This window comes from Streptomyces sp. NPDC001480 (assembly GCF_042894725.1).
In the GTDB taxonomy this organism is placed as follows: domain Bacteria; phylum Actinomycetota; class Actinomycetes; order Streptomycetales; family Streptomycetaceae; genus Streptomyces.
The window spans coordinates 128,500-149,799 of record NZ_JBIAVX010000009.1; the positions used below are offsets into that span (position 1 = coordinate 128,500).

Sequence of the window (21,300 nt, forward strand, 5' to 3'; positions counted from 1 at the left end):
ACATGGACCTGACGATCCTTTACCGCGGCCCGCTGGCGTCGTGCGACTACGACTGCCCGTACTGCCCCTTCGCCAAGCGCCGGGACAGCCACGCGCAACTGTCCACCGACCGCGCCGCCCTGGAGCGCTTCTCCGCCTGGGCATCCGCACAGCGGGACGACCGGCTCTCCGTGCTGTTCACTCCGTGGGGCGAGGGCCTGGTGCGCTCCTGGTATCGGCGTACGCTCGCTGAACTGAGCCGGCTGCCGCACATCCGCCGGATCGCGATACAGACCAATCTGAGCTGCCGTACCCACTGGCTGGACACCGCCGACCTGGACACCCTCGCCCTGTGGTGCACCTTCCACCCCGGGCAGACGCCGTACGACCGCTTCCTGACCAAGTGCCACGACCTGGCCGCCCGCGGAGTCCGCCACAGTGTCGGCGTCGTCGGCCTGCCCGGACACCTGGAACACGCCCGCCGTCTGCGCGCGGACCTCCCCTCGCATGTCTACCTGTGGGTCAACGCCGCCGAGGGCCACACCTACACCGACGCCGAAGCCGACGAGTGGACCGCCCTCGACCCGCTCTTCCCGTACAGCCGCCACCCGCACCGCAGCGCGGGCCTGCCCTGCCGTACCGGAGAGTCCGTCATCTCGGTGGACGGCGAGGGCACGGTGCGCCGCTGCCACTTCGTACGGTCGGAGCTGGGCAACCTCTACGACGGCTCCTACCGCCGGGCGCTGCGGCCCCGCGCCTGCCCACTGGCGGTCTGCGACTGCCACATCGGCTACGTCCACCTGGAGACGCTGCCGCTGTACGACGTGTTCGCGGGCGGGGTGCTGGAACGGATCCCGGCCTGAGTGGCGGGTCGCCTTTGGTAGGCCGGAGCTGACGGCCACAGCTCGAGTGGGACGGCCACCGATTGCCACAGCGGTACCGCCGAGGGAGCTCCGCCAGTGGCGTCGTACAGGTAGGGCTCACCGCGGTGCTCAGCGATGAGCAGTTCGATCGTCGGACTGCCCACCTCGGAGTCAGTCAGGAGGTGGATGCGGCGCAGGGTAGCAGAGAGCAGGGGAACGATCGGTGACAGATAGTTGATGCGCTTGTCATGGGCCGGCGCACTGCCCGGCTGGCCGACGGAGTGTTCTGCCCAGTTCATGGCCGCAGGCCAGTCGGACTCTGACGTGACGACAAGCACTACGCGGGCGCCGGCGAGGGTCAAAGCGATGCCGTGCTCCTCGGCAGACCAACGCAATCCCGCTCCCGCAGGACGGTGCGCAGGGCTGTTGCTGCCCAACGGGGAGTTGCCACGGCGCCACGCGGATCAGGATCTGGTGAGGCCGTGGAGTCACCATGATGATCCCGAACGGACCACCGGTCAGCACCGGTCGGTGCAGACCGTACTCGGAGAGCAGGGCATCGAGCAGGAGTGCCTCGCCCATGGCTTGGCTCTCGACCGCAGTGAGCTTCCGCCAACCATCCGTCGTGGTGTGGCCGGCCTGCCGCCGCCGGAAGGGATGAGCCGGGTGAAGGCTTCGAAGATCGCCTACAAGCCGGTCAGTCTCGCACTCGGGGAATAGGCGAATGATCCACGGCAGTCACCGCGCCAAGGGCGCGCCAGCCCTGGGTGCGCTGCCCGGCCGGGAGGGACCGTTCGGCCACTGGCACGAGCCGCGTGAGACGGACGACACCGATGCAGAGGACGGCCTCGGCGAGCCGGCGGCGTCCGTGGTGCCGCCGCCCAGTAGGTATGGGTGAGACGTGGCAGGGCATCCAGGGTGAGGGGCCGGGAGTGCCCGCCCGTCGATGACATGGGCCTTGAAGGGGTGAAAAAGGTGAAAGGCTTCCGCAGCTTCATCCTGCGCGGCAATGTGGTCGACCTGGCGGTCGGCATCGTCATCGGAGCGGCGTTCACCGCCGTCGTCAACGGCTTCGTCAGCGCCTTTTTGACCCCGCTCGTGGGGCTGGCCACCGGTGCCACCGGCGACATGACCCGCAAGACCTTCACAGTAGGCGCCACCAAGTTCCCTTACGGAGCCTTCATCAACGCGGCGATCAGCTTCCTTCTCCTCGCCAGCGCCCTGTACTTCCTCGTCGTACTCCCGATCAACAAGCTGCACGAGCGCCTCGCTCCCCACCACGACGTCCAAGCCCCCAAGCGGGACTGCCCCGAGTGCCTCAGCCCCGTCCCGGCCCAGGCCCGACGCTGCGCCTCCTGCACCGTCCCCCTGCCCGCGGTACCCGCCCAGGCCGGGGAGACAACCCAGCGGGCCGGGTGACCGGCCCCCTGATCGATCGGTGACAGCTGGACAACCTCGGTGCTCAACGCTTGGCCCGGTTGCCCCCGCAGCCGACTGGCAGCGACCGCTTTCCTCTCGTCTGACCAGCGACGCGTGCCCTCGATCCATGCCCCGGGTAGGTGACCGCGCTGCTGCTTTCCGCTTGCGGGAAGCCGCAGCCTTCGGTCAGGCTCAGGCGGGGCACCACCGACCGCGAGAGCGTCATGCAGGCCCTGAAGGAGTCGGCCGTCCACGAGCGGTTCGCCGACGTCCTGGCGGCCGCGTCCGAGAACGTCATGGACGAGACCGAGGACCCCTACGACTTCGACGCGCGCCTGGACGCCGACAACGTCTCGGGCGCGGCCTCCGCTGTCCGCAACCTCTTCCGCCGGCTGTAGACCACCCCACCCGCCACCATCGCTGACCGATCCACCCGAGGAAGGAGACCGCGGTGCGCTCGTGCGTGCTTGCGCCCGGTATGTCGTACGACAGCAGGGAGGCGACCCGGCGGCCTGGTACCGGGAGCGGTGCACGCCACCGGACGACCCCGAGTTGCCGCCCGGCGCGGTCATCGGGCTGGCCGAGCGCGGGAACCGCGCGGACGCCGGGCTGCTGCGGCCGCTGCTCGTGCACCCGGCGGCCGGGGTACGGGCGCGAGCGGTGGCAGGGCTGCGGGCACTGGACTGCGCGGATGCCAAGCAGTTGTGGCCACTGATCGACGACCCTGCCGCCGGTGTCGTCCGTGAGACCGTCGCCGCCCTGCTGCCCTTGGCCAAGGAACTGCCCGCCGACTGGTTATTGGAGCGCATCAACTCCGAGCGCCCGCGGCACGTCGCGTCGGCGCGTTCCGGCTGCTCGACACGCGCGGCGGCATCGTGACGCTACGGGCGGCAGTCGGTCTGCTCGAGGACCCGGATAAGAAGACTCCAGCCGTTCGTCCTCGGCGTTCACCACGAGGTCGTCACCGTTCAGCGCGAACTGCCGGGCCAGCTGGTGGCCGATTCCACTGGACGCCGGTGACCACGGCGAGGGGGCGTGTGCCATTCATGCCCGTCGAGTAACCCTCTCGACTGGAGGCAAGCATCGCTCCGACCGGAGATCCCGGAAGGGAGCGCGTTACGGTCCAGACCGTCTGGGAGCAGAGGATCGGCGCCCTGCCCATCTGCTGGGCGCGGGCAAGGACCCCGCCACTTGTCCGCCCGGGGAACTGGCTGAGGGCGAAGCCGTCACCATCGGCGCCGACGACGTAACAGGAGATTCTGCGCACGATGACCGAGCACAAGGTACACCGCCTGCTGGTCATCGACGGACACGACCTGATCGGGATGGTCGCCCAGGCAGACGTCGCCCGCTCCCTCCTCGACCCCGAGGTCGGCGACCTGGGGCAGGCGCTGTCCACCGGCTGAGCCACCGGGTGTCCCGGGCACCTTGCAACGCCCGTTCGACGTCGCCGGGACACGTCGCCGCGCCGCTGCCCAGACCGGCGGGTCCGGGCAGCGGTGTGACGGCTGTGGGTCAGGGCGTCAGTTGCCAGCGGGCGATGTACCCGACGTCGATGGACGCCCGGTCCTGCACACGCAGCTTCCAGGTGCCGTTGAGCGGTTGTGTTGAGGCGTCGACCGTGAAGGTCTGGTCGACGTTGTCGGCGGAGCCACCGCTGCGGTCGAGCAGGGAGTAGACGGTGCCATTGGGGCCGACCAGGTCCACGGTCAGGTCACCGCGGTACGTGTGGACGATGTTCACATAGACGGAGGTGGTCGCGGAGGCGTTGCCGTCGCGGCCGGTGATGGTCACCGGTGACTCCACGGCGGGGCCGTTGTCAGGGATGTCCACGCGGGTGGAGTTGGCGTAGACGTAGGCGATCCGCCAGCTGAAGGTCTTGGAGACGGACGCTCCCGTGCTGTCGGTGACCTTGACGGTGACGTCACCGGTGCCGAGGGTCGTCGGCGTGCCGGTGATGAGACCGCTCGGGCTGAGGCTCAGGCCGTCAGGCAGCCCGGTGGCCTCGTAGGTCAGGGTCGCTCCGGTGTTGGTGGTGTAGGCGTCCAGCTGGAGGCTGACCGCCTGGCCGATGCCGCTGGTCTGGTCGGCGATCGGGGCGAGGTTGACACCGAGGGCGATGCGGTTGCCGACGTTGATCGCGGCCCAGGCGTCGGCGACGGCGAGGTAGGTCGGGCTGTAGGCGCCGAAGAGATCGGTTGCGGCGGACAGGGTGGCGGCGCGGGCGCCGGCGTAGTCGGTGGTCGAGGTCATGTACGTCGTCAGGGCGCGGTACCAGACGGCGGCGGCGTTCTGGATGCCGATGCCGGTGACGGGCCGGCCGTCGTACGTCGGGCTGTCGTAGGAGACGCCGTTGACGGTCTTGGCGCCGCTGCCCTCGGAGAGCAGGTAGAAGAAGTGGTTGGCGGGGCCCGAGGAGTAGTGCACGTCGATGCTGCCGAGGGAGGAGCTCCAACTGTCGCGGGAGGCACCGTCCTTGGAGGGCTTGTCCATGTACCGCAGCGGGGTGCCGTCGCCGTTGATGTCGATCTTCTCGCCGACCAGGTAGTCGCCGGGGTCGGCCGGGAGGTTCTCGTAGAACTCGACGGCGGCGGCGAATATGTCGGAGGTCGCCTCGTTGAGGCCACCGGACTCGCCCGAGTAGTTCAGGCCCGCGGTGGCCGCGGTGACACCGTGGCTCATCTCGTGGGCCGCGACGTCCAGTGCGGTCAACGGGTGGTTGTTGCCCGCTCCGTCGCCGTAGGTCATGCAGAAGCAGGAGTCCTGCCAGAAGGCGTTGACGTAGTTGCTTCCGTAGTGGGCGCGGCTATAGGCGGCCACACCGTCATTGCGGATGCCGTTGCGGCCGAACGTGTTCTTGTAGTAGTCCCAGGTGGCCGCGGCGCCGAAGGCCACGTCGACGCCGGCGGTCTGACGGTTCGACGGCAGGCCGTCGCCCCAGACATCGTTGTCGTCCGTGAAGAGGGTACCGGTGCCCGAGGTGCCCTGGTTGAGGTCGTACGTCTTGTGCCCCGCGCGGTCCGGGTCGGTGAGCTGGTACGTCGATCCCGACTGGGTCGTGCCCAGCGGGACCGCGCCGACGTACTGGCCGGTTCCGGTACCGGTGTCCACCTTCTCCGCGGACAGGAGCTGTTTGCCGGTGGTGGCGTCGGTGACGACCTGCAACTCGCTCGGGGTGCCGTCCCGTTGCACGCCCCCCACGACGCTCTCCCAGGCCAGGACGGGCTTTCCGGAGCCTGCCCAGAGCACCAGGCGGGGCTTCCGCTCCACCTCGGAGCCCTTGACCCGGGCGCGTTTCGAGGCCGCCTCGGCCTTGTCCGCGGCGGCGGCTGAACGGATCTTCGGACTGAGCGAGGGCACGGCCAGAGCCGCCCGGCTCGCCTTGGTGACGGTGGTGCGGCCACTCTTGTCGTGGACGACGAGGTCGCCGCCGAGGACGGGGAGGCCGGCGTAGGTGCGCTCGTAACGGGTGTGCGTGGTGCCGTCGGCGTCCGTGATGACGTCCTTGACGACGAGTTTCTCCTTGGCGCCGAGGCCGATGTGCCGTGCCGTGTCGGCTGCCGCGGACTGGGCATTCTTGAGCAGAGCGGTGCGGCGGGCGGATGTCAGTGACGCAGGCAGAGCACCGGCGCGCGGCTTGGCGGTGATCTTCACGGGGCCCGGGTCGGCGGGTGCGGCAGTCGCGAGGCCGGGGAGGCTCAGGGCGAGTAGAGACCCCAGTGAGGTGAGGGCTAGGGCGGCGGAGCGTCTGCGCCGGGCAAGGGTGCGATCTCGCAGGGACAAGGGTTCTCCTTCGATATGACGGCCCGTGATGGGACCTCGGGCGGCACGGAGCGGCGGATTGCGCCGGTCTGGAGGCTGCACGGCGTGCGGGTGGAAGGAGGTTTGGGGGGTGCTGCGGGTGCACCGCGTGGTGTTTTCGTCAAGGAACGGTGAACTTCCTGTGCAAGGGTGACATCACACAGGCTGCACTGTCATGCGCCGGTCAAATGAACGGCTGGAAATGGTCATGGAGATCAGGCAAATCGGAACGGACGGCGCCGGTTTTCGGCCGCACCCGCCGCGTGCGGCTCGGAAGAAGAGGGGTGACCGGCGGTCAGGCCGGACGGTGCGGGCGGGACAGTCGTCATCGTCGGGGTTGTCTACGGGAAGGTGGACGCCTTGGTGATGGCGCCTACAGCCGCCGCTGAGTGAGCGTGGCCCTGAGCCGACCGCAACTCAAGCGTCCCTGCCCTGCCATGTGGTCACGCAGACCTCGTTGTCCTCCGCGTCGGCGAGGACCCAGAACGCCGGAGCACGGCGTGCGGACACCAGTCGCCCCCCGGCCGCCAGTGCGGCCTCGACCCGCAGGAGCGCTTCGTCATGGGGGACGCTCACGTCCAGGTGGATGCGGTTGCGCTGCGGGCGCGCTCGGTCCATCTGCTGGAACCACAGGGCGGGCCCCAGTCGGAACGGGTCGACCAGCGGATCTGTCGGCCCTTCGCCTCCCACTTCGTCGGCGTAGCCCAGAACTGCCTTCCAGAAGGGCCGGATCCGGGTGATGTCCAACGCGTCGATCGCGATCTCCACAAGCTGGACGGACCGCTGTGCTCCCGTCCCGATCCCCGGCTCTGCCCGCAGCCCGGCCTCGCGGACGGTCGCGGAGATATCCCGCGCGAGTTCGACGTCCCGGACGGTGACCGTCGCGCGGGTCAGCGATTGCAGAGTGAGCACGACCAGATCGGGGCTGGCGTCGACGCGAAGATGCTGATCGGCGTCGTCGCCGCAGACCGCCACGACGCGCGACGTCAGCCTGATTCCCTGGGCCAGCGATCGGACCGGGACAGACGTCTGCAGCGTGCCCAGCAAGTAGCGCCAGCCGTGGTCTAGCACTGCTTCAGACGCCTCCTCGCGGCTCAGTGCTTGCTCCATCCCGTCCTCATCTCAGGTCGCTTCGGACATGGAAGCGGCATGCAGCGATTGCCGCACGGCTCGCGGAAGCCCGAAGAATACAGCTCAGTCCGGATACTCCGGTCCTGCCGCGGTACGGACACCGAGCCTCCTCCCCCGGCCCCAGTCGAGTTCACGACGGTATCCGCCGAGCAGGCCGGACTCCTCGAGCTCGGTGACGTCATGGAAGCGCGAGTCGGCCGTGACCGCGGTGACCAGAGGGGCGACGAACAGAGTTGTCGTCGCCCGCGCGCAGTGCGTTGCCGCGGCCGCAGGACGGGCAGCGTCTGCGCTCGGCGCGGCTGCGTTTCGCGGCGCGCTGGGGTCCGCTGTCGCGGCGGGTCTGACCCATGACACCTGCTCAGCGCGGATCTGGTGCCGCGTCTACGTGTGCGGCTGGTCCATGGGGTGGGTTCTCCGTTCGGGGCGTGGCCAGGCAGCCCGGGAGAGCGGGTTGTGTAGTCACCGCTCCCCCGGGCCGGTCCCCCCACCGTGGCGTGGCGGCGAGCAAGGCACGCAACCCCGCTCGCCGGACGCGGCGTGAGGGCCAACCGTGACGGGCGGACGGCATGACGCAGCCGGCCCCGCCTCCTCTGGTCGCAGAAGGCGGGGCCGTGGCATGAGGGTGGCCTGTCGGCAGCCGGTGTTCCGGGTCTGGCCCTCCGCTCCCGCCGGACAGGGGGTGGATGACAGATGCGCGCCGACCAGGCGGTCGACCGCAGGCACCAGGTCGGTTGTCGGCATCGTTCCGTCGAGTACGAGATCGGCCCGATGCCGGGAGGGGGCGACGTGCGATCGGCGGCGCTCCGAAGTGATCACGCAGGCGTCGCCGGCGGCGGAGCAGGAGACACCGGTCCCCACCACGGACTGACCGGGCGAACGGGATGCGGCGTCCCCGGCGGGCGTCGCATCGAGCCCCATCACCGCACTGCCGCAGGTCCGGGACGGGCATTTCGTAAAACGTTCAAAGTACAACGGTTCGATTTCTGTACGCGCCAGGGACTGACACCGGGGTCCTGGTGCGCGATACCGTGCGCGCTCGGCCTGATCATCGTACTGTCCGGGGACTGTTATGCCTGATCCTTCCATGCCGCCGGACGACCGGCCGGCGTCGCCCGTGAGGCCCCGTGTGACGGCCGAGTCGCCGGCCGGGTCCTTGAGACGGCGTCTGGTGCTGTCGTCCGTGCTGCCGCCGAGCGTGGTCGCCGTGACGGGTGCGGTGGCCACCGCGCTGGTCGGCGATGGCCACCTGGACCAGGCGTACCAGGGGGCTGTGTTCGGCGGCGTTGTGCTCATCGGGACCATGGCGGCCGCGATCGCGGGCATGCGGGCTTCGGCGGAAGCACGAGCAGTCACCGAGCACTGGGAGGCGCTGTCCCGCGCAGCCGACCGAAACCGCGCCGAGCTGACCGAGTTGACCCGTGCCACAGCCGAGGGCAGAGCCGAACTGGAGTCGCTGTGCCGTCGGCTGCGGGCCGGGGAGCGCCCTGTGCGGGGCCGGCCGGAACTCCCGCCGCAGACCGGCCCGGACGAACTCTCCCGCCTCGGATTCGAGATCGCCGTGGCCCGGCACGAGGCGGAGGCAGCCCTGCTGGAGACCGCCGCCTCCGCGATCGGCGCGGAACGCCACTCCCGGCTGGAGCAGTTCGAGGTGTTCGCCAACCTGGCGCGCCGTCTGGAGTCCCTGGTGCACCGCGAGATCGGCCTGCTGGACGACCTGGAGAACGAGGCCGAGGACCCCGACCTGCTCAAGGGGCTGTTCCGCGTGGACCACCTGTCCACCCGGATCCGCCGCTACGCCGAGAACCTGGCCGTGCTCGGCGGCGCGAACACCCACCGCCAGTGGACCCGCCCCGTCAGCCTGACCGACGTACTGCGTTCCGCCGTCGCCGAGATCGACCAGTACGCCCGGGTCAAGCTGGTCCCGCCCGTCGAGGGATCGGTCAGCGGCCACGCCGTGGTCGACGTCGTCCATCTGCTGGCCGAGCTGCTGGAGAACGCGACGGTCTTCTCAGCGCCCCAGACCACCGTGCACGTACGGGTGGAGCCCGTCGCCGCGGGGGTGGCGATCGAGGTCGAGGACCGGGGCCTGGGCATGTCCCCGGCCGAGCGCGGCCAGATGAACACCGTCTTGAGCGCACCCGACAAGGTTGCGCTGGGCGAACTGCTGCAAGACGGCCGGATCGGCCTGTACGTGGTCTCCGTCCTGGCTCAGCGACACGACATCGCCGTGCAGTTGCAGAGCAACGTCTACGGCGGCACACAGGCCGTCATGGTGCTGCCCGAGGCACTGCTCGGTCCGCAGCCGGCAGCTTCCGCGCCGGCGCCCCACACCGTCCCGGCCCCCGAGGCGGAGCCGCACGACCGGACGGAGACCGAGGCGGTGGACCTCCCGGCGACGGAGACAACCGTCGTCGCGGATCCGAGCGTGTCAGATTCCGCACCCGGGCCCGCCCCGGCCCCCTCCGACGGCGAGGACGACCGCCCGCGGCTGCCTCAGCGCCGCCGTCAGGACCACGCCGCCGAAGTGCCGCAACCGGTCGGCGGCGCCGGTGCTGCCGAGGACATCGAACACGACCCCGGCCTCATGGCCGCATTCCAGACCGGACTACGCAGGGCCGAGGAAGCGGAGACGCCCTGATGGCCGCAGCCGCCCTGAAGGCCCAGGGTCCGTACAGCGAAACGTTTCCTTCTGCCGAATAGGAGTACACGATCGTGGCGAGCGAAGACCTTTCCTGGCTGTTGACGGGTCTGGTGAACCGGGTGCCGCACACCCGAAGCGCGTTGTTGCTGTCCTCGGACGGGCTGGTGAAGGCAGCGGAGGGGCTCGACAAGGACGCCGCGGACCAGTTGGCCGCGCTCGCCAGTGGGCTGTACTCGTTGGCGCGCAGCGCGGGCCGGCACTTCGACGACGGCGGTGACGTGCGACAGATCGTGACGGAGCTCAGCACCTCGCTGCTGTTCGTCTCGTCCGCCGGGCACGGCGCGGTGCTGGCGGTGCTGGCCGGACGCGATGCGGACGCGGCGGTACTGGGCTACGAGATGGGCATGATGGTGAAGAGCGTGCGTCCGCACCTGGCCACACCGCCCCGGCACCCGGTGGGGTGACCGATGACGCCGGTCCTCCCAGACGGACCGCAGCTCGACGAAGCGGCCGGGCGACTGGTCCGTCCCTACACGGTGAGCGACGGCCGGACCAGGGCCACGTCCCACTTCACACTGGTGACCACGGTGCGGGCCACCGGCGCCCAGACGCAGGGCGTTTTCGGCCTGGAGCACGCGCAGGTGCTGGCGCTGTGCGAACAGCCCGTGAGCGTTGCCGAGGTCGCGGCCCGGATGCAGGTGCCCGCCGCCGTGGTCAAGGTACTGCTGTCCGATCTGGCCGAGGGAGGCGCGGTGGTCGCAGGTGATACCCGCCCGGCGCCCACGGGCCACTCCGCACGACCTGATCGAGACCTCCTGGAAGCGATACGCGATGGCCTCCTCAAACGACTGTGACCCGCTGCCCGCCGACGTCCTGCCGGTGGGCGTCAAGGTGCTGATCGCCGGCGGGTTCGGCGTGGGAAAGACCACCTTCGTCAACGCGCTCAGCGAGATCGAGCCGCTGAGCACCGAGGAGATGCTGACCGCCGTCAGCGCGGCCACGGACCGACTGGACGGAGTGGAGAACAAGGCCACCACCACGGTGGCCTTGGACTTCGGCCGGATCACGCTCAGTCCGTCCCACGTCCTGTACCTGTTCGGCACGCCCGGGCAGGAGCGCTTCTGGTTCATGTGGGACGAACTCTCCGAGGGAGCGCTCGGGGCGGTGGTTCTCGCCGACACCCGCAGGCTGGAGCACTCCTTCGCGGCGGTGGACTTCTTCGAGCGGCGCGGCATCCCCTTCGTCGTCGCCGTGAACGAGTTCGACGGGGCTCACCGCTACCGCGGGGAGGAGGTGCGGACCGCGCTCGACCTCAGGCAGGAGGTGCCAGTGGTGCTGTGCGACGCCCGCGTCCAGAAGTCGGGCATACGCGTGCTGCTCGATCTGGTTCAGCATCTGATCACGACAAGGAGTTCCCATGGCAGCGACACAGACCAACCCACCGTCCGGGCCTGAGTCCGGGATCGCCCTGCGCCATCTGCTCCTCCCCCCGGAGGACCCACAGGTGCGCGCCCGTTCCGAGCGGCTGCGCGAGCTGGGCATCGATGCTCGTCCGGACGCCGAACTCGACGCCTTCGCACGGGAGCTGGCACAACGCACCGGCGGCTGCTACGCCGGGGTCAACTTCTTCCTCGACGCAGACCGCCAGTACTTCGCGGGGTTGTACAGCGCCGCGCAGGACACCACGGCTCATGTGGGGCCGCCGTTGCTGGAGGACCCTGTGCCCGGCCGCGTCATGCCCCGCGACATCGACATGGGCATCTGCCCGCACGTGGTCAAGCGCCGCCGGGCGCTGGTGTTGGAGGACATCCGGGACTTCCCCCGGTTCGCCGGCAACCCGGTGGTCGACGCGATCGGCGTCCACTCCTACCTGGGCGCACCGCTGATAGACAGCACCGGCGTGGTGCTGGGCACCATCTGCGTGGTCGACCAGGAACCACAGCCGTGGGGGCGCGAAGGGCTGGAAACCATCAAGGCCATGGCTGCCGAACTGGTCGAGCGACTGGAGGAGTCGGCGAACCACCGCGGCTGACCGGCACTGCCGGACGCGCACGCGGCGCCGAAGCCGGTGACCTGGAAGTTGACACGGGTGTGAGACTGCGGCGGAGAAAGTGACATCTGGGGGGAGCGCTCAGCGCAACATCCGGCGCACCACTGAGGCGGTCCTGGCAGTTTGGGCGCCCCTCCAGCGGCGGCAACCCGGCGGCCCGCCAGCGGCCCACCTGGGCTTCCCACGAAGTCGGACTGATAGTCGGTGCTTTGCGTCTCCTCACGGATCCCGGGCGCCACTGAGTGTCGTAGTACTCAACTTCGACGACATACGGGTTTGTCTCGCCGACGGGCTGCAAGGTGAGCGTCGTCGCGGGGTACACCGGCTGGATGCCATGAGCGTGGCAAGGTGACGAACCCGGCCCCCGCCTCCCGAAACGCAAGTGGCCCGCGGGATTGGGCGGAATCGCGGCGGCCCGCTTGAGGCGCCGTGCGCGGCCGGGTACGCACCCCCTGGCACAGGGTTCCCTCTTCGGCGATCACCCTGCGACCAGAGCTTTCCGCCATGCTGCTTCCGGGATGGTCACCTCTCGGTACGGCCATTGGCGGGGTGGTCGTCCAGTCTGTCAACTCAGTGTGTTCGTGGCCTGAGACAGAGCCGCCGCGGTGCGGCTCAGATGCCGGATGAGGGTGTCGGCCGCGGTGACGGAGTCACGGGCGAGCGCGGCCTGCTCCAGGCTTTCGTGTTCATCGGGGCCCGAGCGGTGGGGCGTCCGGCGGCTGGACAGGCGGCGGGCCATTTCGCCTGCTGTCCACAGCCGGTCGAAGGTCTCGAGCAGGACGGGATTGCCGCAGCCTTCCAGCAGTGCGCGGTGGAAGCCGCGGTGGGCCTCGGCCCAGGCGTCGCTGTAGTACTCGCCGTCTTCCGGTTCGAACGCCGGGGTCCGCGCCAGTCGGTGGTGAGCGGCGCGTACCCGGGTCTCCCAGTCGAGGTCGCCGCGCTCGATGGCCATGCGCAGCATGGCCGGTTCGATGGTCAGGCGGGCCTCGGTGAGCTCCTGCCAACGGCTGTCGGAGAAGGCCGGTACGGCGAAGCCGCGGTTGGGCAGCCGGTTCGCGAGTCCCTCGCCCACCAGCCGGACCAGGGCCTCGCGCACCACGGCCAGGCTGACCCCCTCTTGCTTCGCCAATTGCTGCGGCTTCAGGGCGTCCCCGGGAGCGAAGGCTCCGTGCAGGACAGCCTCACGAAGCCGGACGTAAACCCGTTCGGAAAGTATTTGCTTGCCCGCCGGGGCGGGGTCATCGGCTGCCTGCTTCACGATCCGTAGTCTAACCAGAGCAATGATAATCGATTATTTCTGCTATGATCGACTATCACACCATCCCATACCCGCGAAGGAAGGAAGTACGTGATGAGCGGCAACGACCCGTTCGCCCGCCTGCCCGAGGCAGCGAGCTTCACCGTCACCAGCACGACCGTGGCCGGGAAGGCGCCGTTACCTCCCGAGCACATGTCCGCCTACGTGCCTGGCGGCATGGACATATCCCCGCAGCTGTCCTGGAGCGGAGCCCCCCAGGGCACCAAGAGTTACGCCGTGACCGTCTACGACCCCGACGCCCCAACCGGCTCCGGCTTCTGGCACTGGGCCGTGGCCGACATCCCCGCCACCGTCACCGATCTCCCGGCAGGCGCCGGCAACGACACGGGCTCCGGCCTTCCCGAAGGCGCCTTCCAATTGCCCAACGACGCCCGCGCGGCCCGCTTCCTCGGTGCCGCGCCGCCCGCCGGCCACGGCCCGCACCGCTACTTCATCGTGGTGCACGCCCTGGACGTCGAACACATCGGCGTCCCGGCGGAGTCCACTCCGGCTTACCTGGGTTTCGCGATGTCCGGTCATGTCCTCGGCCGGGCGGTCCTGATCGCCACTGCCGAAATTTCGAATTGAGCGGCGCAGATGAGTATCGACGCCGTTCGCGAGGTCAGCCTCGCCGTCAACGCGGCCCACAGGTTCATCTACCTCGTCCCGGAATCCGCGCAGCAGGCCGCCGAACTCGGCGTGACCGACCGCGCGCCGGCCTACTTCGCGTTTCGCTCGGCACCGATGGGCGCGGTCCCCTGGCAGGTCACGCTCGCGACCTTCTACAACTTCAGCTCTCGTGCGGTGCGATCCATGACAGGCGTGTGGGATGCCGCGCCGCCCGAGCGGTGGCAGGCCGCCCGCTTCATCGCCGCCGAACGCGCGATGCGACGTGCCGGGGTGCACCTGACGGACGATCAGATCGATGAAGCGCGATCACTGACCGACCCGGTCATCACCGCAGCCGACCACGCCGGCAAGCCGCTGGCGGCCGCCAACTCCTCCGTCCCCCTTCCACCCGACCCGCTCACCGCGCTCTGGCAGCAGATCACCGTACTGCGCGAGTGGCGCGGCGACGCACACATCGGCGTGCTCGTCGACAACCGCCTCGGACCGTGCGACTGCAACGTCCTTCACACCGCCACCGGCCGCCTCCCGACGGCAATCGTGCGCAACACCCGGCAATGGAACGATGAGGAATGGGCAGCGGCCATCGACCGCCTCGTCAGACGCGGCTGGCTCAACACCGACGGGACCGCGACCGCTGCGGGCGCGACAGCTCGCGAACAGATCGAGGCCGAGACCGACGAACACTGCGCCGCGCTCTGGGCGCCGATCGGCGATGCGGCGGCCCGCCGCCTGGCCGCGCTGATCACACCCATCGACGACGCGTTCGCCGCGGCCGGAACCTACGCACCACTGAGCTGATCACGACCCGTTCGACGCGCAACCGAGCGCCGAGGGCGAGGCGTTCGGCGCGAACCTGATCGCATCCGGCTACGGGTGGGTGGCCTATCGCCCCAGCGAAAGGTCACCCACGACACAACCAGGGCGGTGACAACGGGCATCTGACCTGCCCTTCTTCAGGGCTGCTGGTCACCGGAGCGTCCTGCGCCTCGGGGCGGATCGTGCGGCGCGGCAGGCGAAGACCCGTGCTTCGAGCTCTCGTCCATCAGCCATCGGCGAGACATTGGATGGTGGTACTCAGCCAGGCCTGAAGATCAGCCGGGTCGCCGAGTTCGGAACGCAGGACGCGACGGCGGGTCGAGACGCCGAGCACGAAGGCGTCGATGGCTGCGGCTCGGCTGCGGGCCTCGTCGTCGTCCAGACCACTGTCGCGCAGGTAGCGGTGGAGCGGCTCCAGCGAGTTGGCGTCGAGGAAGGCGGCCAGTGCCTCGGCCGCCTGAGGACGTTCGCCGGAAGCACGGTGCAGCACGAGTAGCGGATCTTCCTCCGACGCACCGAACCAGCGCTGGACGATGCTCGCCGCCAGGCGCGCACCCAGCGCGCAACGCTCGCCGTGGAAGGGATTCGAGACCGGGATCCGCACCTGGGACGCCGCCAGGAAGAGGCCGTCCTTGCCGCCGAAATAGCGCGTAATGAGGTTGGGCGACACGCCGGCCGCTTCGGCCACGCCTTTGACTGTGACCGCGGTGTACCCGTGCTGGGCGAACTGACGTTGGGCGTGCTCCAGGATTCGCTGCCTGGTGGCGGCCGCATTGCGCAAAGACATGTGTACGAGCATACACTTCATGTGTATGGTGATACACATGAATAGCGAGATACGGGAACGGATCCGGCACACGCGGCGTGTCACGACTCCCTGGAGCGACGACGCAACGCGCGGCGTCACCTGCGCCCACCTGGATGACCTGCTCGCACGCTGGGCAAACGGGTATGACTGGGGCGTGCACGAGCGCCGCATCCGCGCGTTGCCCTGGGTGACAGTGCAGGCGGGTGACTGCGAGCTGCGCGTGATCCACCAGCGGTCCGCGGATCCCGACGCTCCGGTCGTCGTGCTGCTGCACGGCTGGCCGGACTCGGTACTGCGGTTCGAGCGCGTCTTGCCTTTGCTGGCGGACCTGCACGTGGTGGTTCCCGCACTGCCGGGCTTCCCGTTCGCGGCCCCGCTCACCACGCCCCGGATGTCGTCCGACCGGATCGCCGGGATCGTCGCGGACGCTCTCGAACAGCTCGGCTACGCCCGGTACACACTCTCCGGCGGGGACGTGGGCGGCACCGTCGCGGAGATCCTCGCGGCCCGGCACCCGGACAGAGTCGGCGCCCTGCACCTGACGAACGTCGCCCCGCAGCGTGCACTCACCGCGGACCCGGCGACACTCGCGCCCGACGCGGCGGCCTACCTCAGCCGGTCGGCACGGTGGTTCCGCAACGAGGGCGGGTACATAGCGCAGCAGTCGACGCGGCCCAACACGCTGGCCGTCGCCCTCGGCGACTCACCTGCCGGACTCGCGGCGTGGATCGTGGAGAAGCTGGAATCCTGGTCCGACCATGCAGCCTTTACCCAGGACGAGCTCCTCACGTGGGTCACCGCCTACTGGGTCACCGGTACGATCGGCACCTCATTCGCCACCTACACCGAACCGGTCGTCCTCCCCGACCGGATCGACGCCCCGACCGTACTTTCGGTGTTCCCGCGCGACATCAAACCGGAGCCGCGCAGCTACGCCGAGGTGTTCCTAAACATTCGCGAATACGTCGAGCACTCTGCCGGCGGCCACTTTGCAGCCTGGGAACAACCCGAGGCCTACGCCGACGACCTCCACCGCGCGGTCGAGCTAGGCAGTCAGCCTTAGAGGGCGCTTGAAGTGGGCAGATTGCCGTTTACGTTCTAGTACGTTCCTCGCCAGGTGGGTGTCGTCTCGTCCGTTATGCGCTTGGTGAGGTTGTCGATCGAGGGCCCAGTCGGGGATCTCCCGGCCCACCGCCGGGTCGCGGGCGATGGCCACCAACGCCTCCCGGACGACGTCTCGCTCCCCCTCCGCCAGGTCGCCGAACGCCTTCCTGGCGGGCGCGGCCTCCTACAACGGGACTCCGTTCAGGTGCCGCCGCTCCCGGATCGCGCGTCTTCCAGCGCCGTCATGATCTCGAGCGAGTTCCGGGTCAGGACCCGGTGCCACCGGCGGGACCAGGCAGTCCACATCTTGGAACGCGGCCGCGCCCGCATGCTCGGCGAGGCACTCGCCCGCGACCGCACCGACCTGTAGCACCTACTCGACGGGAACTCCGAGGAATGCGCCGCGGCCGAACGCTACCTGGCCGCCGCTGCTGCCGTCCGCGCACTTGAGGCGGAGGAGCGGCACCTCGACGCCGAACGGCTCACCAGTCTCTGAGGCTCTGCAGCCACCCGCCCAGCGAGGGCGGCTGCCACCACCGCGACTCTGATCGGCGCCGTGCGTCGCAGGGCTCGTCGCCAAGGCGTGAGTCGATTGGGCCCGGTGCACGGCGGCGGCTCTCCGGCACCGCCGAAGGGCAGCTCGCAGAAGTCGCAGGTGTGACGCATCGGTATCGCCCGTCTGTACACGCTTCACTTCGTATGCATCCACACATCCAACGTGCCCAGGAACAGGCCCGACGGGAAGACCTGACGGAGTCCTATCAGGGCACGGTGAAGAGGACCTTGTCCTCGTCCGCGGCGGGGTCCGCCTGCTTGAGCCTGGCCCTGATGCTGGATCCGAGCTGGAGATCCAGGCCGTTGGTCGAGACGACCTTGGCCAGCACGGCGGGGTCGGCCAGGAACACTTTGCCCTCGCGCGGCCTGCCCCGCTCCGCGTCGGTGTCGATGACCGCGGCGTCGAACACCTCGCCCACGCGGTCCTTGAGCACCGCGGCCTCGACCAGGTCCACGGTCTGCCGGTGCGCCAGGCCGCCCTTCCCCCGTGCCGTGTCGCACGGGATGCAGGACAGGGCGTCGAGCACCCAGTTCGGCGGGGTCTTGTCCGCGCACGCCATCACGCACAGCTCACCGGTGTACCGGTCGACCAGGCGCCGCAGCGGAGCCGTGCAATGGGTGTACGGGGCCGCGATCGCTGCGTGCATCGTGTACGCCGGCTTCTGGTTGTCGCGGAAGACGGTGTACTCCGCCTTGAGCATCGTGCTCGTGGCCTCGGTGAGGAAGGCCATGTGCTGCTGGTTCTGGGGATCGAGCTTGCGGACCAGCGTGGCGTACGAGACGCCGGGCCGCCAGACGATGCCCAGGGCCTTCGCGATGTCGTGCAGGCGCTTGATCACGTTCTGATCGGCCTGCTCCTTCTGGGTCCGCAGGATGCCGGTACCCGTGTCGAGCATGATCTGGGCCGCGGACATCCCGGTCATGAGGGAGATCTGCTCGTTCCAGCCCTCGACCGGCAGCGTCGCCACGTAGCGCAGCCGGAACGATCCGTCCTCGAGGGTGACGTCCTGGTCCGGCAGATTCACCGAGATGCCGCCGCGCGCGATTTCGACGGCCTCCCGCAGCTCGCCGATCTCGCGCAGCAGGGCGAGGGACTCCTCCGCCGTGCCGTTCTCGATGGCCTGCTGGGCGCCGGCGTAGTCGAGCTGGGCCCGACTTCGGATCACGGCCCGGCTCACGGACGAGTCGGTCAGATTGCCGTGGGCGTCGAGGTCGTGCTGCCACAACAGGGCGGGGCGGTCCTTGTTCGGCAGCAGGCTGGCCGCGCCCTCGGAGAGGACGGGCGGGTGCAGGGGCACCTTGAGGTCGGGGAAGTACAGCGTTTCGATCCTGTCGTGCGCCTCGATGTCCAGAGGGCTGCCCGCCCTGACGAAGGTCGCCACGTCCGCGATGGCGTAGTACACGCGATAGCCGCCACCGGGCCGCCGTTCCAGGTGCATGGCCTGGTCGAGGTCCTTCGAGGTCGGCGGATCGATCGTGAAGAACGGCAGGTGGGTGGCGTCCTTGTCGGGCAAGCGCGCCTCACCCGCGGCCTTGTCGGCCGCTTTGAGTACGCGCTTGGGGAAGCTCAGGGGGACCTTCAGCTCCGCGCGGAGTTCCTCCAGCGCGGTGCGCAGAGCGTCCTGGGCCTCGGCAGACATGTGCATCAGGCGACGTTGCATGCCCCGAGCGTAGGGCGGCGGTCACGAACCGGCACGGCGAGCGGGGCCGGGCGGCTGAGGGGGACCGGGCGCCGGCGGCCGCGCGGGGAGGGGACATCGCCGGAGGGCGCGCGACGACAGCTACGGCCCCTCGCCGCGTTGTCGAATCGCCCGAACACGCCCATAGAGATTACGAGCATGAGGTACGCGCAGCGCGGCGGGTCGGCCGACCCTGGGCTCAGGGCAGGTTCACCACGGGAGGTTCCCGGATCGGTCGATGAACTGTCCCGTCGGCCCGTCCGGGCCGATCGTCGCGAGGGTCACGATGGACTCTGCGCCGTCGGCGACGCCGTGTCCGAGGCCGCCGGTGAAGTCGGTCGCGGTCTGCCCGGGGTCTGCGGCGTTGACCTTCACGTCCTTCAGTTCCTTGGCGTACTGCGTCGTGAGCATCGTGACCGCGGCCTTCGAGGCGCAGTACAGGGGCAGGGCATACTGCGACTCGATCCGCGCCGGGTCCTGGGTCATGCTGAAGGAGCCCATCCCGCTGGACACGTTGACGATGACGGGGTTCGGCGACTTGCGCAGCAGCGGGAGGAAGGCGTGCGTGACGCGCACGATCCCGACGACGTTCACGTCGAGCACGGCCCTCACGTCGGCCGCGGTGTACTCCTCGACGGGGCCGACCTTGCCGAGGACGCCGGCGTTGTTGACCAGGACGTCGATCGTTCCCTCATGCGCGGCGACATCCGCGGCCGCGGCCTGGACCGAGACGTCGTCGGTCACGTCGATCTGAACGAACCGGGCGCCGAGCGACTCGGCCGCGGCCCGACCGCGTTCACGGTGGCGGGCACCGAGGAGGACGGTGTGCCCCGCCTCGACGAGACGACGAGCGGTTTCAAAACCGAGGGACTTGTTGGCCCCGGTGATGAATGTGGTGGTCATGCTGGCTCCTACTGGTCCGAACAGCACGGTCGTGCGCTGTTCACGCACTCCATGCTGGGTCCCCGGGAGGGTTGGCGGGAGCTACGGGACTTCCTGGTACCGCCCGTACCACCCAGCAGCCTGGTCCACCGGACGAGGCAGAAACGCGGGCCTTCATCCCTGAGGAGACATCCTCTGGACCCCGATGGCCGCAAGGAATTCGAGTTTGCTGCGGGCGTCGGTGCCTGGCTGCGGCGTGTACACCACGAGGCGGAGGTTCGTGTCCTGGGTGTTGAGGATGTCGGAGTTCATGGCGACGTCTCCGACATCCGGGTGCTGGACGAGTTTGTGCGCACTCTGGTGACCGCCCACCGCTCGGCGGCTCCACAACTCGCAGAACCGTGGGCTGAGGTTCAACCTCGATATCAACGCCGCGAGGTCGGGATCGTCGGGGTACCGGCTCGTCGTCGCGCGCAGGTCGGCGACGAGGGACTCCTCGAACGCCACCCGCTCGGCCGCCGTCTGCCGGACCCGGGGCAGCTCAGCCAGGAACTGCCAGACCAGGACGTTGCGGTCCCCCACAGCGCGGACCGTGGGATCGCCGAACGTGGCCGCGAACAGCGGATTCCAGTGCAGCAACTGCCAGGTGGCGTCGTAGATCGCCAACGGGTTGCCGGCGAGTTGGTCCACGATCCGGTACAGGCTCCCTGGGATCATTCGTGGAACCCGGCTCGGATCCGCTGCGTGACCGGCCATGCGCAAAAGGTGAGATTGCTCGTCGTCGGACAGGTGCAGGGCGCGAGCCAGGGCCGAGCAGACCTGCGCCGAGGGTGTCGCCACCCGTCCCTGCTCCAGCCGGACCACGTACTCGACCGAGATGCCGGCCAGCGTCGCCAGCTCCGCGCGTCGCAGACCGGGGACCCGACGGGGTGAGCCGTGTGCGAAGCCCACCGTCGCAGGGTCCAGCCGGTCCCGCCACGCCCGCAGCGCGGCACCGAGTTGATCCATGCACACCATCCTCCCGCACACCCCGCTCCGCTGGGTGGTACGCGCTGTACCACGAAGTCCCGTAGCTCCCGCCGACGCTCTCCGGGGGCTCAGTGTCGAGTCGTGAACGGCGCACAACGATGCTGTTCGGAGTCAGGAGGCAAGTGTGACCACCACGTCGAACCACTACGTCACCGTGCTGTGGGAAGCCCGGGCCAAATCCGGAAAGGAAGCCGCGATGAAGGCGTTCATGACAGCCGCCGTCACCGCATCGCGCTACGACGCGGGCAACATCGACTACGAGGCTCACCAGGTCGAGGGACAACCGGGCGCGTTCGTCATCTTCGAGCGCTGGGAGAGCCGCCAGGCCCTCGAAAGCCACCTGCAGGCACCCCGCATGCAGTACCCGGGGGACTGTAATTCGGTGCCTGCTGCGGCCTCGACGGAGCCGACGGACCCAACATGGCCTGTGAGGCATGCGGCCTCCCCGTGGCGACCAGGGTCGACGATCTCGTTCAGGAGGTCGGCGGCGGTCTCGCCGACTGTGGTGCACAGCACCCCGATCACCCAGAAGCAGACGGTGACCTCGGACACCTTGTTCCAGCGCAGCCGTTGACGGGAAGGGGCTGTCTGCCTGGCCGACCTCCTCAAGCACCGG

21 protein-coding genes and 3 pseudogenes are annotated in these 21,300 nt (G+C 69.3%); 17 read left to right on the forward strand and 7 right to left on the reverse strand.

Annotation, left to right across the window (positions count from 1 at the left end; all coding sequences use genetic code 11):
- Positions 1 to 2: 2 nt before the first annotated feature.
- The 7 genes and pseudogenes from ACFY01_RS23230 to ACFY01_RS23260 all read left to right on the forward strand — a co-directional run.
- A complete protein-coding gene (locus ACFY01_RS23230) occupies positions 3 to 842 on the forward strand; it encodes an STM4011 family radical SAM protein (protein ID WP_390737631.1) in 840 nt (279 codons plus the stop codon).
- A gap of 531 nt (positions 843 to 1,373) precedes the next feature.
- Positions 1,374 to 1,562, forward strand: a complete 189-nt coding sequence (locus ACFY01_RS23235; RefSeq protein WP_390737632.1) for a hypothetical protein — start codon at positions 1,374 to 1,376, stop codon at positions 1,560 to 1,562.
- Between the two features lie 4 nt (positions 1,563 to 1,566).
- Positions 1,567 to 1,740 carry a hypothetical protein gene (locus ACFY01_RS23240; RefSeq protein WP_390737633.1) on the forward strand — a complete coding sequence of 58 codons (174 nt, stop codon included), beginning with the start codon at positions 1,567 to 1,569 and terminating at the stop codon, positions 1,738 to 1,740.
- A 77-nt stretch (positions 1,741 to 1,817) separates the two neighbouring features.
- Positions 1,818 to 2,261 (forward strand): large conductance mechanosensitive channel protein MscL, encoded by a 444-nt coding sequence (mscL, locus tag ACFY01_RS23245; RefSeq protein WP_390737634.1) that lies wholly within the window; start codon positions 1,818 to 1,820, stop codon positions 2,259 to 2,261.
- A gap of 224 nt (positions 2,262 to 2,485) precedes the next feature.
- The gene (locus ACFY01_RS23250; protein WP_390737635.1) at positions 2,486 to 2,659 is read left to right on the forward strand and encodes a hypothetical protein; all 174 of its coding nucleotides are present in this window, start codon (positions 2,486 to 2,488) and stop codon (positions 2,657 to 2,659) included.
- A 34-nt stretch (positions 2,660 to 2,693) separates the two neighbouring features.
- Positions 2,694 to 3,322, forward strand: a pseudogene (locus ACFY01_RS23255) (hypothetical protein); the annotation flags it as partial.
- Between the two features lie 101 nt (positions 3,323 to 3,423).
- Positions 3,424 to 3,667 (forward strand): annotated as a pseudogene (locus ACFY01_RS23260) (CBS domain-containing protein); the annotation flags it as partial.
- A 109-nt stretch (positions 3,668 to 3,776) separates the two neighbouring features.
- Here the strand turns inward: ACFY01_RS23260 and ACFY01_RS23265 are convergent.
- Both ACFY01_RS23265 and ACFY01_RS23270 read right to left on the reverse strand, forming a co-directional pair.
- On the reverse strand, positions 3,777 to 6,044 hold the full coding sequence (locus ACFY01_RS23265; RefSeq protein ID WP_390737636.1) for a M4 family metallopeptidase: 2,268 nt from the start codon (positions 6,042 to 6,044) through the stop codon (positions 3,777 to 3,779).
- A 435-nt stretch (positions 6,045 to 6,479) separates the two neighbouring features.
- Positions 6,480 to 7,172: a VOC family protein gene (locus tag ACFY01_RS23270; RefSeq protein ID WP_390737637.1), complete on the reverse strand. Its 693-nt coding sequence runs from the start codon at positions 7,170 to 7,172 to the stop codon at positions 6,480 to 6,482.
- A gap of 1,189 nt (positions 7,173 to 8,361) precedes the next feature.
- On the opposite strand from ACFY01_RS23270, the gene ACFY01_RS23275 reads away from it, so the two are divergent.
- The 5 genes from ACFY01_RS23275 to ACFY01_RS23295 all read left to right on the forward strand — a co-directional run bounded on the left by ACFY01_RS23275 (position 8,362) and on the right by ACFY01_RS23295 (position 11,866).
- Positions 8,362 to 9,831, forward strand: a complete 1,470-nt coding sequence (locus ACFY01_RS23275; RefSeq protein WP_390737638.1) for a sensor histidine kinase — start codon at positions 8,362 to 8,364, stop codon at positions 9,829 to 9,831.
- A gap of 74 nt (positions 9,832 to 9,905) precedes the next feature.
- Complete coding sequence (locus tag ACFY01_RS23280) at positions 9,906 to 10,298, forward strand: roadblock/LC7 domain-containing protein (protein ID WP_106960650.1); 393 nt, start codon at positions 9,906 to 9,908, stop codon at positions 10,296 to 10,298.
- A gap of 3 nt (positions 10,299 to 10,301) precedes the next feature.
- Positions 10,302 to 10,688: a DUF742 domain-containing protein gene (locus ACFY01_RS23285; RefSeq protein ID WP_350838696.1), complete on the forward strand. Its 387-nt coding sequence runs from the start codon at positions 10,302 to 10,304 to the stop codon at positions 10,686 to 10,688.
- Positions 10,666 to 11,289 (forward strand): ATP/GTP-binding protein, encoded by a 624-nt coding sequence (locus ACFY01_RS23290; protein WP_235458097.1) that lies wholly within the window; start codon positions 10,666 to 10,668, stop codon positions 11,287 to 11,289. Before ACFY01_RS23285 ends, ACFY01_RS23290 begins: the two co-directional genes overlap by 23 nt.
- Positions 11,252 to 11,866, forward strand: a complete 615-nt coding sequence (locus ACFY01_RS23295; protein WP_390737639.1) for a GAF domain-containing protein — start codon at positions 11,252 to 11,254, stop codon at positions 11,864 to 11,866. Before ACFY01_RS23290 ends, ACFY01_RS23295 begins: the two co-directional genes overlap by 38 nt.
- A 583-nt stretch (positions 11,867 to 12,449) precedes the next feature.
- Here the strand turns inward: ACFY01_RS23295 and ACFY01_RS23300 are convergent.
- Entirely contained in the window at positions 12,450 to 13,100 is a 651-nt protein-coding gene (locus ACFY01_RS23300) for a GntR family transcriptional regulator (protein ID WP_390737931.1), read from the reverse strand.
- Between the two features lie 135 nt (positions 13,101 to 13,235).
- On the opposite strand from ACFY01_RS23300, the gene ACFY01_RS23305 reads away from it, so the two are divergent.
- Together ACFY01_RS23305 and ACFY01_RS23310 are read left to right on the forward strand one after the other, a co-directional pair.
- Complete coding sequence (locus ACFY01_RS23305) at positions 13,236 to 13,769, forward strand: YbhB/YbcL family Raf kinase inhibitor-like protein (RefSeq protein ID WP_390737640.1); 534 nt, start codon at positions 13,236 to 13,238, stop codon at positions 13,767 to 13,769.
- A gap of 9 nt (positions 13,770 to 13,778) precedes the next feature.
- Positions 13,779 to 14,609 carry a hypothetical protein gene (locus tag ACFY01_RS23310; RefSeq protein WP_390737641.1) on the forward strand — a complete coding sequence of 277 codons (831 nt, stop codon included), beginning with the start codon at positions 13,779 to 13,781 and terminating at the stop codon, positions 14,607 to 14,609.
- A 244-nt stretch (positions 14,610 to 14,853) separates the two neighbouring features.
- On the opposite strand, the gene ACFY01_RS23315 is transcribed toward ACFY01_RS23310, so the two are convergent.
- Positions 14,854 to 15,414: a TetR/AcrR family transcriptional regulator gene (locus tag ACFY01_RS23315; RefSeq protein WP_390737642.1), complete on the reverse strand. Its 561-nt coding sequence runs from the start codon at positions 15,412 to 15,414 to the stop codon at positions 14,854 to 14,856.
- 37 nt (positions 15,415 to 15,451) lie between these two features.
- On the opposite strand from ACFY01_RS23315, the gene ACFY01_RS23320 reads away from it, so the two are divergent.
- Positions 15,452 to 16,498, forward strand: coding sequence for an epoxide hydrolase family protein (locus ACFY01_RS23320; RefSeq protein WP_390737643.1), 1,047 nt, complete (start codon positions 15,452 to 15,454; stop codon positions 16,496 to 16,498).
- Between the two features lie 285 nt (positions 16,499 to 16,783).
- Positions 16,784 to 16,909 carry a hypothetical protein gene (locus ACFY01_RS23325; protein ID WP_390737644.1) on the forward strand — a complete coding sequence of 42 codons (126 nt, stop codon included), beginning with the start codon at positions 16,784 to 16,786 and terminating at the stop codon, positions 16,907 to 16,909.
- A 391-nt stretch (positions 16,910 to 17,300) separates the two neighbouring features.
- Here ACFY01_RS23325 and ACFY01_RS23330 read toward each other — a convergent pair whose 3' ends face one another.
- The 3 genes from ACFY01_RS23330 to ACFY01_RS23340 all read right to left on the reverse strand — a co-directional run bounded on the left by ACFY01_RS23330 (position 17,301) and on the right by ACFY01_RS23340 (position 20,663).
- A complete protein-coding gene (locus ACFY01_RS23330) occupies positions 17,301 to 18,755 on the reverse strand; it encodes an RNB domain-containing ribonuclease (protein WP_390737645.1) in 1,455 nt (484 codons plus the stop codon).
- A gap of 228 nt (positions 18,756 to 18,983) precedes the next feature.
- On the reverse strand, positions 18,984 to 19,676 hold the full coding sequence (locus ACFY01_RS23335; protein ID WP_390737646.1) for an SDR family NAD(P)-dependent oxidoreductase: 693 nt from the start codon (positions 19,674 to 19,676) through the stop codon (positions 18,984 to 18,986).
- A gap of 153 nt (positions 19,677 to 19,829) precedes the next feature.
- Positions 19,830 to 20,663 carry a helix-turn-helix domain-containing protein gene (locus tag ACFY01_RS23340; RefSeq protein WP_390737647.1) on the reverse strand — a complete coding sequence of 278 codons (834 nt, stop codon included), beginning with the start codon at positions 20,661 to 20,663 and terminating at the stop codon, positions 19,830 to 19,832.
- Positions 20,664 to 20,838: 175 nt separating this feature from the next.
- Between ACFY01_RS23340 and ACFY01_RS23345 the strand changes: the two are divergent.
- A pseudogene (locus ACFY01_RS23345) lies at positions 20,839 to 21,033 on the forward strand (putative quinol monooxygenase); the annotation flags it as partial.
- Between the last annotated feature and the right edge of the window lie 267 nt (positions 21,034 to 21,300).